This is a genomic window from Bradyrhizobium sp. STM 3843 (genome assembly GCF_000239815.1).
Taxonomy (GTDB): Bacteria; Pseudomonadota; Alphaproteobacteria; order Rhizobiales; family Xanthobacteraceae; genus Bradyrhizobium.
In genome coordinates this window covers 35609-47417 of sequence record NZ_CAFK01000293.1, presented here as the reverse complement: position 1 = coordinate 47417, position 11809 = coordinate 35609, and the positions used below count along the sequence as shown (strand labels likewise).

At 60.6% G+C, this 11809-nt stretch carries 10 protein-coding genes and 1 pseudogene; 4 read left to right on the top strand and 7 right to left on the bottom strand.

Translation table 11 applies throughout. The features are described from left to right. Positions 1 to 7: 7 nt before the first annotated feature. The gene (locus tag BRAS3843_RS29730; protein WP_035983246.1) at positions 8 to 2761 is read right to left on the bottom strand and encodes a decarboxylase; all 2754 of its coding nucleotides are present in this window, start codon (positions 2759 to 2761) and stop codon (positions 8 to 10) included. Positions 2762 to 2908: 147 nt separating this feature from the next. Then, a pseudogene (locus BRAS3843_RS41735) lies at positions 2909 to 3538 on the bottom strand (YoaK family protein); the annotation flags it as partial. A 143-nt stretch (positions 3539 to 3681) separates the two neighbouring features. Between BRAS3843_RS41735 and BRAS3843_RS29725 the strand changes: the two are divergent. The 3 genes from BRAS3843_RS29725 to BRAS3843_RS29715 all read left to right on the top strand — a co-directional run bounded on the left by BRAS3843_RS29725 (position 3682) and on the right by BRAS3843_RS29715 (position 7037). Beyond that, the gene (locus BRAS3843_RS29725; protein WP_035983221.1) at positions 3682 to 5370 is read left to right on the top strand and encodes a TrkA C-terminal domain-containing protein; all 1689 of its coding nucleotides are present in this window, start codon (positions 3682 to 3684) and stop codon (positions 5368 to 5370) included. 138 nt (positions 5371 to 5508) lie between these two features. Continuing rightward, positions 5509 to 6396, top strand: a complete 888-nt coding sequence (locus BRAS3843_RS29720; protein WP_008972860.1) for a dienelactone hydrolase family protein — start codon at positions 5509 to 5511, stop codon at positions 6394 to 6396. A 20-nt stretch (positions 6397 to 6416) separates the two neighbouring features. After that, positions 6417 to 7037, top strand: coding sequence for an invasion associated locus B family protein (locus BRAS3843_RS29715; RefSeq protein WP_008972859.1), 621 nt, complete (start codon positions 6417 to 6419; stop codon positions 7035 to 7037). Between the two features lie 24 nt (positions 7038 to 7061). Here the strand turns inward: BRAS3843_RS29715 and BRAS3843_RS29710 are convergent, their stop codons facing one another. The 3 genes from BRAS3843_RS29710 to BRAS3843_RS29700 all read right to left on the bottom strand — a co-directional run bounded on the left by BRAS3843_RS29710 (position 7062) and on the right by BRAS3843_RS29700 (position 9403). Next, complete coding sequence (locus tag BRAS3843_RS29710) at positions 7062 to 7415, bottom strand: response regulator (protein ID WP_244425498.1); 354 nt, start codon at positions 7413 to 7415, stop codon at positions 7062 to 7064. 181 nt (positions 7416 to 7596) lie between these two features. Next, the gene (locus tag BRAS3843_RS29705) at positions 7597 to 8223 is read right to left on the bottom strand and encodes a response regulator (RefSeq protein ID WP_008972857.1); all 627 of its coding nucleotides are present in this window, start codon (positions 8221 to 8223) and stop codon (positions 7597 to 7599) included. A 10-nt stretch (positions 8224 to 8233) separates the two neighbouring features. Further along, complete coding sequence (locus BRAS3843_RS29700) at positions 8234 to 9403, bottom strand: ATP-binding protein (RefSeq protein ID WP_008972856.1); 1170 nt, start codon at positions 9401 to 9403, stop codon at positions 8234 to 8236. A 297-nt stretch (positions 9404 to 9700) separates the two neighbouring features. Between BRAS3843_RS29700 and BRAS3843_RS29695 the strand changes: the two genes are divergently transcribed. Further along, positions 9701 to 10372 (top strand): helix-turn-helix domain-containing protein, encoded by a 672-nt coding sequence (locus BRAS3843_RS29695; protein WP_008972854.1) that lies wholly within the window; start codon positions 9701 to 9703, stop codon positions 10370 to 10372. Between the two features lie 21 nt (positions 10373 to 10393). Here the strand turns inward: BRAS3843_RS29695 and BRAS3843_RS29690 are convergent, their stop codons facing one another. After that, positions 10394 to 10897, bottom strand: coding sequence for a potassium channel family protein (locus BRAS3843_RS29690; RefSeq protein WP_008972853.1), 504 nt, complete (start codon positions 10895 to 10897; stop codon positions 10394 to 10396). Next, positions 10898 to 11806, bottom strand: coding sequence for an alpha/beta hydrolase (locus BRAS3843_RS29685; RefSeq protein WP_008972852.1), 909 nt, complete (start codon positions 11804 to 11806; stop codon positions 10898 to 10900). Positions 11807 to 11809 lie beyond the last annotated feature (3 nt).

Here is an 11809-nt window from a genome sequence, read left to right as displayed (position 1 = left end):
CTCTCCCTTACTCAGCCGCATCGGCTGGCCGCAATCGCGGAGCCGGCGGCCGGCGACGTTCGCCCAACCTTGCCAGCGCTTCCGGACGGACCAGCTTCAGACCTTGGACCGCGTTGTAACCGTGGATCTCCTTCACATCGAGCTTACGCATGAAGTCGATGGCTTCCTGTGTGATCACCTGCCCCGGCACCATGATCGGGAATCCCGGCGGATACGGAATGACAAAATTGGCCGACACCAGCTCTGGCCCGTTCCTGAGCCGCCGATCGATCTCGGCATCGGCGAGGCGAATATATTCACAGCCGGCGGCGTCATAGGCACTATAGAAGCCGCTGCGAATGTCGCCCTCGTTGGTCTTCTCCCCGGCATCGGCGCGGAAGCTGTCATGGAAGCGCGAGAAGTTTGGCAAATCCGGTACGTCGGTCATCAGGCTTCTCACCCGCGCATCGAACGCCTTCACCGCGTTGACGCCACCCTGGCTGAGATCATGCTCGATCTCGCCGGCGATCTCGGCCAGCACCCGGATCAGATGCGCAACGTCGCTGCGGGTATTGTTGATATTGGACTGCAGCAGCACTGAATTGCGCGACGTCTTGTTGACTTGGATGCCGTAGCGGCTCGCCAGCAGGCCCTTGAACTGCGTTCCGTCGTAAGCGGCCGTGCCGCAGACCAGCGTTATTCGCGTCGGATCCAGGCAGAATTCGTCGTCGTGCAGACTTCGGAGCACTTGGCCCCAATTGACGCCATCGGCCAGGAAATCAGTGAAGCCGCTTCCCCGGAACTCGGCCGGCACCATCTTATCGGCACCGAGGACACTGAAATATTTCGATATCAGCGGATTGGCCGCCACCGCCTTGCGGATCGCGAACGCAATCTCGATGGCGTTGGCAACGAGCCCATAGCCCTCGAGCTCCATCTGCCGGCGCGCGACATCGAGACTCGCAATCAGCTGCTGGTTGGGACTGGTGGATGCGTGCGTGAACACGGCTTCGCGGAATTGGGCTTCGACCGTGTGGAATTCGACGTCTTTGACGAACAGCATCGATCCCTGTCTGATCGCCGACATCGACTTATGGGTCGAGTTGGTCTGGTAGACGCGGAGCCGGATCTTTCGCGGATCCGGGATCAACCGGGTCTTTAGCAGCACCTCGGCGGACGGATTCTCGCCAAGCTCGGCGCGCTGTTTGTCGTAGGCCTGGGCTGAGCCCGGCTCGCGCATCCAGGCTTCGATGTCGTTCGCAGCGCCCATCGCCGTACGCGGCCGCAGGAACGGCGAGAAGCGTGCGAAGCCGAACCAAGCCTCATCCCACAGGAAGATCAGATCAGGCTTGATCGCGAGACATTCCTCCATCACGCGACGCGTGTTGTAGATGTGGCCATCGAACGTGCAGTTGGTCAGGTCAACCATCTTGACGCGGTCCAGCCGGCCTTCGGCGCGCAGGTTCAGCAAAGCCTGCTTGATGGTCCGCAACGGCACTGCGCCGTACATCGAATATTCCGTCATCGGGAACGCTTCGACATAAAGCGGCTGCGCGCCGGCAAGCACCATGCCGTAATGGTGAGACTTGTGGCAGTTGCGGTCGACAATCGCGATGTCGCCCTGCGCCAACAGCGCCTGCACGGCCATCTTGTTCGAGGTCGACGTTCCATTGGTGACGAAGAAGACCTGGTCGGCTCCGAATGCGCGCGCCGCCTTCTCCTGCGCTCTTTTGATATTGCCGGTCGGCTCGAGCAGGCTGTCGAGGCCGCCTGTCGTGGCGCTGCTCTCAGCCAGGAACAGGTTCGGACCATAGAACTCGCCCATGTCGCGGATCCAGTCCGACTTGAACACGGATTTTCCGCGCGCAATCGGCAGCGCGTGGAAGGTACCGATCGGGCGTTGCGCGTATTTCTTGAGATTGTCGAAGAACGGTGTTTCGTAACGATCCTGAACCCCTTCGAGCACGGAGAGATGCAGTTCAAGCAACTCTTCGACCGAGTAGAAGATGCGACGCAACACGCTGGTTTCGGGACGGCCTGCCAGCTCCTCGACCCGCTGATTGGACATGAGATATAAATCGAGCTCCGGGCGCACGCGCTTGAGCGTTTGCGCCAACATCAACGGCGAGTCTGTTTCTTTGCTCTGGATCGACGCCGTGAGCTCACGCAACACCGGCGCGTTGTGTCGCGAGCGGTATTGGAAACCTTCATTGATGATGACGGCCGCCAGATCTGGATTGAGCATGGCCGCACAGAATGCATCTTCGGCGCTGCCAACGAACACGGGTTCGTAGATGAACGAATCCACCGGTCGCCTCAGCCTGCGCCACTCGGCGGCAAGCCCCGCCCAGCTTGTGCTCGGAACACCGGTGACGATGAGCACCTCGAAATATGGTCGGCGTGCGCCCGTATGGCCCAATGCCGGCGGCAGCAGGTCTGGAATTTCACCCTCGCTCTCGCCGTGCACATCCCAGTCACTGGTGTGCTGTCGGAACGAGCGGGTCTGCAACGCCTGGGTCAATCGCATGACCAGCGCAAGCGTCCCCGCCGCATCGCCAGACGCTGCGCGCTCCCTGAGCTCGTTCATCAACCGGCTGCCGGGATAAGCATGAAATTCTTCCGTTGCCGCGATATCGGCGAGAAGCCCTTCAAAGCGAGCCCGATCCTGCGTGCCGTCCTTCCATGCCCGCGCCGCATTGACCAATTCGCGCCAATCATCCGCCCGCGCGCCAGGGCCTGAGAAGAACTGATCGATCCGTCGCTCCGCGTGCTGCTCCTGCATGGGCCTCTCCCCAATACTGATTGTGTTTGATTGCGAGTGAGGGACCTGCGGCTCATCGGAGGCTTGATTTAAATCAAGCCTCCGATCGTCTCGGCGAGGGTTCATCACGGCGTTCCAATTACTCCATTCGCAAAGCAGCAGAACGATCGTCAGCGTCGCCACAGGAATAATGAGACTGATGGTGCGCGCCATCTCCGTCACGAGCGCGCCGAGTGCGGCCCCGGCCCCGAATGCGACGCACAGCGCACCGAAGACTTGCGCGCGGCGAAACTTGTCAGGTTCTCGCCTGCCGCCGGCCAATCCGGCAAAAACTCCCTCGATGGCCTGACGAAAATTGCTCGTCGCCATCACCGAGCTGTAACTCCAGTTTTCGACCCGCGGGAAGCTCGCAGTCTGCATTGCAGCAACAAAGGAGATTCCCCAAGTACCGGCGAGCTCCGTCAGACGATTGTGCAAAATCGCGATGACGAAGAGGAACACGATTTCACAAAGGATGCTGATCCGCGGCGACTTTGGCCCAGCCGCATTGCGAAGATAGGACGCCATGATGACGCCCAGCATGAACGCCAGCAGCGGCGGCACGTAGTGCAGTGCCTTCAGCCACTCTCCCGCAATGACGTAGATCCATAGGAAGATGAGATTGGCCGTCTGCGCATTGGCGAAGACGCGATGGACGATCCAGGTGTAGGCGTCGATATAGCCGCCGGTAAAAGCAAGGCATAGCGCGACATAGAGAGTCGCCTCTCGTGGAAACTGCGCGCTGCCGAGGCGCTCCATCGTCCAATCGCTCCCTTTAGCGCAGCCTGCATTGCGCAAAGCAGCAAAACACAAGGAGGAAGGACGTGAGCTGCCTTGATCTGGATCAAGCCTCCTCATTCCGGCAGCAAGAGGTTTCAGAGGCGTTGGCTGGGGGATACAGGATGACGACGACACGCTGGATCATCGCGACCGCGCCAGAGATCTTTCTTCTGCTCGCGGTTGCCGTCGGAACGCTTCTCGGCCGCGTCCGGTTCAAAGGATTTGCGCTCGGGACCACGGCCTGCATCCTGATCGTGGCGGTGATCCTGGGCCAGCTTGGCACTTTCGTCATTCCGCCCCTATTCCGGTCGGTGCTCTTCAGCCTCTTTGTGTTTACGATCGGATACCGATCCGGCCCGCAATTCTTTGCGTCTCTCAGCCTGCGGACCTTGTCTCAGGTCGCAGTTGCATTGGTCGTCGGGATCACCGGACTGTTTGTCGTTCTTGTATTTGCGTTCGCTTTTCACCTCGATCCCGGCACTGCAGCCGGCATCGCCTCCGGCGGCCTCACCCAATCCTCCATGATCGGCACCGCGTCCGGCGCCCTGGCGCAGTTGGGCCTGCCGGATGAAGCTCTCCGCCAGCAGCAGGCCAACATCGCCGCCGGCTACGCCGTGACTTACATCCTCGGCTACGTCCTGACGTTGCTTTTCGTCCCACTGGCCGCACCCAAGCTGATGGGCATCGATCTCAGGAAGGAAGCCGCCGAGCTCGAAGCGTCGCTCTCCCACGGGACCAAGCCGGCCAAGGGAAGCCTCGGCTATCGCAAGTTCAAGGCCAGGGTGTACAGCGTGACGGTCGCTGCGGGGCAAAGCGTCGACACGGTCGAGACCCGCATCGGCCATCGCGTCGCAATCGAACGCGTGGTTCGCAATCGCGAAAAGATCGAGCCGCACCCGGCCTTGGCGCTTGAGCGGGGCGACGAGGTCGTGCTCACCGGTCCCGCCGCAGCACTGATTGGCGCGGCTGCCGATATCGGGCCGGAAATCGACGGCGGCGACGTCCTTCGCGACATGGCCGGGGAGATTCTCGATATCCTTGTCAACGAGAGAAAGCTCCACGGACGCACGCTCAAGGAGATCGTCGATCTTGTCGGCGACGACGCACATGGCGTCTTCCTGCGCGACCTCAAGCGCGGCGGACGCGAAGTGCCGCTGACACCAGAGACCCGGATCTATCTTGGCGACATCATGACGCTGGTCGGCACCGAGAGCGATATCGAACGAGCGGCTGCTCATGTCGGGCATGTGCTGCGCTATAGTGAGCGGAGCAACATTGCGTTCCTGGCGGGAGGGATTGCGGCGGGCCTGCTGATCGGGCTGATCAGCCTGAAGGCCGGCTCGTTTGCTATCACGCTCGGCGGAGCCGGCGGAGCGCTCATCCTGGGACTGGTCTGCGGCTGGCTCGCGATGCGGCGTCCGGATATTGGCGCCTTCCCGCCGGCCGCACAGCAGACGATCGGCGATCTCGGGCTGGGCGGCTTCATCGCGGCGATCGGGCTGGCCAACGGGCCGGCCGCATGGGCGGCCATCCAGACGCATGGTCTCCTCCTGCTCGGGATCGGCGTCGTGGTGACCCTGACGCCGCTCATCGCCGCCACGATTTTCGCTCATCGGATATTGCGCATGAATCCGGTCATTGTCTGTGGCGCGCTTGCAGGAGCGATGACGGTCGATGCCGCCGTGAGCGGTTGTTGCGATGTTGCGGAAAGCCAGACGCCTGTGCTCGGCGTGGCGGTGCCCTACGCGGTCGGTAATGTCGTCTTGACCATCCTGGGCCCCTTGATCGTCACGCTCACATTCCCGGCCTGATGCAGCTGACGGCGGCGATTCTCCTGCGGATCATTTGATCTAGATCAAGCACCGTCGACGCCAGCTGCCGAGTCTGCATTCATGTGTGCCACTGAGGCGCTGCGTCCCAGACTTCGGTGGCCGGATCGGACGCTCCATATGTTCCGTTCTTTCGCATCATCTGTGTTGCTGATCGCGCTGCTCGCATCCGCCCCGTCGCGCGGTGTGTCGGCCGCTGATAGTCCTGATGCGCGCCCAATTCAGGAAGAGATCTGGGCACTACCAGTGGTCCATCCGACATTGGCCTACGTGGTCCGTCCGGTCGGAAAGGGTCCATTTCCAATCGCCGTGATGAATCACGGTGTCGCGCTCGATGCACGTGAGCGGAGCTTCTTCCCACTGGTCGAGTTCAGGGACGCGGCCATGTGGTTCGCCAGGCAAGGCTATCTGGTGGTGGTGCCGACCGGCCCCAGCTACGGCGCCGCCGCGCTCGACGAGCCGGAGAAGGGATTGTTCAGCGTCTTCTTCTCCAAGGTCGGCAGCTGCGACAATCCTAACTTCCACGACGCCGGCCTTGCTGTGGCGCTGCTCGACAGCCGGATCATCGAATACATGGCCAAGGAAGGGCCGGCTCTGGCCGATGATGCGATCGTGGTCGGACAATCGGCGGGCGGCTGGGGCGCCATCGCGCTGTCGAGCGTCAACCCGCCCTCGGTCAAGGCCATCATCACCTTTGCAGCCGGGCGCGGTGGCCGGGTCGGTGGCAAGCCCAACAACAATTGCGCGCCCGACAAGCTGGTCGAGGCAGCAGCCGATTTCGGCCGGACCGCGCGCACCCCGATGCTCTGGATCTATGCTGAGAACGATACATTCTTCGGGCCGGAGCTGACCAAACGGATGCACGACGCCTACACCGCTGGCGGCGGCCACGCCGAATACCGGGTGTTGCCGCCGTTCGGCAACGACGGCCATTTCCTGATCGGCTCCCCGGATGCAATCCCGCTGTGGGCTCCCTTGGTTGTTCAATTTCTCGCTCAACATCGGTAATCGCACTGCGTGAGGACGCCATGACCAACCTGACGCCACAGTCACCCCCGCGCTCCGGCGCCCTTGTGCCGTTCCTGCTCAGCCTCCTGATGCTGCTCGCGTTGTGGGCGACGGCGCTGGCTCAATCTTCGAGCCCCGACAAGGACGCGAAGCCCGCAGCGCCGGAGTCGGAGTCACGCGGTCAGCGGTCAACGATTCGCGACATACGTTATGGCGAGTGGCGCAAGGTCTGCTTTCAGGCGGGCGGCGCCAAAATGGTTTGCAGGACCACGCTCGGCGGGACTTGGCAAACCGGACAGTCGGCTGTCCGTGCCGACCTGATCGAACGCGAAGGAGAGCCCACGGCGAGGCTGCAGCTCTTTCTCCCTGTCGGCCTCTATCTCCCTGCCGGCGTCAAGCTCAGCATCGATCATCAGTCAGACTATCGTATCCCCTTCGTCTGGTGCCTGACCAACCTGTGCATCGCTGGCAAGCCGGCGGATCCAACGCTGCTGCAGGCCATGGAAAACGGCCAGACTCTCACATTGGAAGTGGTCGATTCCAATCTGCTCACAGTCAGCACCGATATGCCGCTCGCCCTGTTTGCCGGCGTCCGGCACAGCGTCCCTAGCCGGATTTACGAACAGGATATCGAGGAATAGCGATCCGAACCGGACGCTTGCGCCCTACAACATTGCGGCGGCCGCGCGCTCGATCGGTTCGATCAGCGCGCGCGCGGGAAATGGCTTTGTGAGATATGCGATGCAGCCCGACTCCAGCGCAGCTATTCTCACAGCGTCGTTGTCGTTGGCGGTAATGTAGATTACAGGCAGCCCGACACCTGCCGCAGAGAGGCGGAGCCGCAGATCGATCCCGGATTCGCCGTCCAGCTGAATATCCAGGACGATACAAACAGCGGGGTCGCAATCAGCATGGAGCTCAAACGCCTTGGCGGACGCAAAGAGCTCGCTATCGTAGCCATGCTGCTTCAGCAGGCGCCCCAGCCCCTTGAGGGTACTCGGATCGTCATCAACGACCACAACGAGTTTCCGAGACGACACTGCGAAATCCCATATATTCCGACCAACGAGTTCACCTCCTACACCGTATCTGAACCGTCGGCACTAACGTAAGGTACTCCCCTTCTGAGTTATTTTCCAAACTGAAGAATATCTTTCTTGTGGCGTCCCAACCGCCAAATCAGGTTCATTTTCCGTCCCGCTATTGTTGGGATGGTGGTTTTAGAACACCTAAGCGCTGAGCAATCGACACGAGCTCAGCAAGCGAACGAACGCCCATCTTCGCCATTACCTTCTGACGATGCGCTTTGATGGTGCGTACGGCCGCACCCAATCGTTCCGCGATCTGCTTGTTCATTTTGCCTTGCACCACCAGCTCGAAGACCTGTTCCTCGCGCGGGGTGAGCTTGTCGAGATGATCCTGGAGCGCTACGAGCTCCAGCCTCATTGGGCGCGTTGCTTCATGACGCGCGATCGCTTGTTCGATCGCTTCGAGCAGCCTCGTCGAACTGATCGGTTTGGTCAGAAAATCTTCCGCGCCGGCCTTGATTGTCTTGACCGTCGTTCGAAGGTCCGGGTGTCCCGTCAAGAATAAAATCGGTAACCTGAACCCCCGTTTGACCAGGCGCTCCTGTAGCTCGGGACCGCTGATGCCGGGGATGCAGACGTCGAGGAGAACGCAACCCGGCGTATTTTCATCCGGCAGGCGGTCGAGCAACTGCTGCGCCGAAGGATAGATCGTGACCGCATATCCGGCCTTCTTGAGGCGGCGCTCCAGCGCCGTCCGGAATGATGCGTCGTCGTCGACAATGTGGATTGTACCCGGCACACATTCCCTCCTATTTTGTCAACGGCAAGGCCAGGAAGAAGACCGCGCCGCCTTGCTCCTGGTTGTCAGCCCAGATCCTCCCTTTGTGCGACAGCACAATGGTACGGGCGATCGATAGTCCGATTCCCATGCCTTGCTCTTTTGTACTAACAAACGGCTCGAAAATTCCGGCTCTCCTGTCTTTAGGAATCCCCGGACCAAAATCAGCGACTGAAACCAACGCGTCCTCCTCACTGATCTCCGTCCTGCCAATGATCGCGCGTCCGAACGGCATATCCGCCATAGCATCCATCGCATTGGCGATGAGATTGATAATGACCTGTTGAAGCTGGATCGTATCACCTTCGACCCAAAGCGGCGTGCTATGGGCCTGGAAATAGAGCGCGACATTTCTGGCCGCGGCTTGAGGTTTCATCAGCTCGAAGGCGTCGTGCACGATAAGGTTCATATCCTGTCGCTTCAACTCGAATGGCGTGCGCTTCAGCAGACTGCGCATGTGAAGAATGACTTGGCTCGCACGCTGATCATCGTGCCTGATATCCGCAAGGATCTGCTTGACCTCGCTCAAATCCGGATTTTCAGAATTTAGGATCAATTCGGCCGTTTCCGCGTTCGTCAGGATCGAGCCAAGGGGCTGGTTGATCTCGTGCGCGATCGCCGACGACAACTGACCCGCAATGGCCTGCCGATGCACATGCGCGAGCTGAGAGAGACGTCGGCGCGATTCGAATTCAGCAAAGTTTCGTCTTCGTCGCTCCAGGATCAAGATCCAGATCAGCCCGGCTTGAACAATGATGGTCGCAGCAACGAGCAAAGACGGCCATCCGTAACCGTCCCACCGGCTGCCTTCACCGAGGCTCGTTGTGTTATCGGTCGAAATTCTTGCCGCATAGACGCCCCATTGAACGATCTGCATCGACCCGTCGCTCGGACCAACCAAGTCGGCAAACACCACGGCAATTTCAGCCGCTAATTCCCAAGAGATCACTCGAAATAATCCGCGCACAATCTCCGCGTCGAGAGCTTCGCATGGAGCTGACAGGAGGTTTTGATAATAGCTGGGACACAGATCACACTGGTCCGAGATCGAGGTGGCGCGGGCAGAGGTGTCCATTGCCAGCAGATCGGCCGGAACTATCAACGCGATCCAAACGGTAAGAGCGCCGATCCGCAACACCATGCCAAGCGCCAAGTCTGTTTATGCGATCCATCCTAGCATCGGACCGATCGTGCGCAACATCCGCGTGTGCGACCGCACGACACAAGCGGGCAACATGTCATGCGCTCAATTTGATGCAATTTTGAGGGGCATCCCTGCCCTCAAGGACAATGGCCTTAAGGGCGATGGACCTAATCCGTATTGTCCCTAGGGACAATGCCTCCCGGTCCAATAGCCCAGCCGCGCCGCCAGGTCCTAGGCTCGCCTTCGTGACCAGCGCCCGATGCAGAAACTTTGGTCAGACAGGGAGACGATTCCATGTTTGTCAACGTCAACGCCCGGCGGCCCCAGCAGGCCCGATTCAGCGGCGTGCTTGGCGGGCTTTCCCGTTCTCAGGTCGCTGCCAGCGAGTTCAGGTATCGTCGCGGCACGGAAATTTACGGGGAAGCCGAACCGGCGGACTATGTTTATCAGGTCGTGGACGGTGCGGTTCGCAGCTACAAACTGCTCTCCGACGGCCGCCGCCAGATCGGCGCATTCCATATGGTGGGTGACATATTCGGACTTGAGAATTGTGCATCACACCGATTTACCGCCGAGGCCATCATCGATACGACCGTGCGGCTCATGAAGCGCGAAAGTCTCGAACAAGTCGCCGAAAAGGATGCCGTTGTCGCCCGCGATCTCCTGAACATGACCACCAGCAATCTGCAGCATGCTGAGGATCATATGTTGCTGTTGGGTCGGAAGACATCGCTGGAGCGCGTCGCAGCCTTCCTGCTCGAAATGGATCGACGGCTGCAGGCTGCGGACGTGATGGCGCTTCCGATGAGCCGACGAGATATTGCCGATTACCTTGGATTGACGCTCGAGACGGTATCCCGCGCCCTCTCTCAACTCCACGCCCAGGGGATTCTCGAGTTCCTTGGCCAAACGCAGCGGCAGATCGTACTTCTGGACCGGGTTGCGCTGGCACAACTGGACCTTTAGGGCCCGGCGGCCTGGATCAACTCACCGGCCACTCGAGTTGCTCGGGGAACCTGAGGCAGCCACACTGTGATCGATCAGCCCGCAGACGGCCGACTGCGGAGGCGGCGATTGCTGCCGATCAATCGTCTTCAGCAACACCTCGAAGATGAGGGCGGTCGACCAGCCGAACATCAATATTCCATTCATCGCGGTCATCGGCCCCAGCAGCCGCCATTCGGGCCGCGGCACCACGTCGCCATAACCCAGTGTCGTGTAATTGACGAAGGCGAAATAGACGAGGCTGGCGCCCTCGGGAGCTACCTTGGTCAGAACGTAGCCGACCGACCAGACAAAGATCTCGAGCATATGGGCGAGCATCAGCACGAACGCCGTTGCCGTCATGACCCCGGCCAAGTGAAGTGCACGATAGGATGCATTCAAGGTAACGGCCGCGCGGGCGATCTTCACTGCACCGACGGTCACAAATGCATGCACGACGATGCAGACCGCACTGATCGCCAGACCGACCAACAGCTGGACGAGCATTCAAGCTCCTCGTGCGCCGCGGGCCTGTCGCTGTGCGCGGTCAAAGCCGGGCTCTAGCCCCCCGAACCAGGCTCCGAAGTAGCCCGCATAGAGCGCCGGCATTTCCAGGATCATGGAATGCCCGATACCGGGCACAGTCACCACTCGGCAATCCGGCATCGCGGCGGCCATGGCCTTCAGGTCCGCGGACGGAATCCAGCCATCCTTGTCGCCCCAGAGCACCAGATGCGGATGCGTGATGTGCCGCATCTGCTGCTCCAATTCGCCATTCTCTTTTTCCAGGTTCAGATTGAATGGCGTGCCGAGCCAAATGCCCTCAGCGACGCCAAAGGTCTGTTCCAGCATCCGTTCATAGAACGGCTGCAATTCGCCCAGGCCTTCGCGATAGCGGGGCATCGTGCCGGACGCCATGCTCTCCGGCGTGAAGAGCGTCACTGCCGCGGTCGCCATGACCGCGCGCGCCACGTCATGGCTGAGCATCATCGACCGGAAGAGCTCGATCTGTTCCGCATTGAAGGCCATTCCAAGCGGCGTCACCGGATCGAGCGCAAACACCCGGCCGAACCGCTGCGGCTGCATCAGAAGCATCCGCGCCGCGATGATCCCGCCGGTCGAGTGCGTCGCAAGATGGCAATAGGACAGCTCCAGAGCATCGAGGGCCGCCAACATGTCGAGCGCATGCTGGCGCATGGAATAGTTGGAGAAATCGGGTGCTGCCGGCGGACGGTCGCTCTCACCGCAGCCGCGCCAGTCGATCCCGACAACACGCACGCCTTCCGGGAACAGCGGCGTGGCGAGTTCGATCCAGTCCTTGCAGGCGAGGTTGCCGTGGATGAAGACGACGGTCACATCGCCCTCACCCCAGGCACGCCATCCCAGCTGAACCTCTCCGGCCTTCACCCGCGGCATACG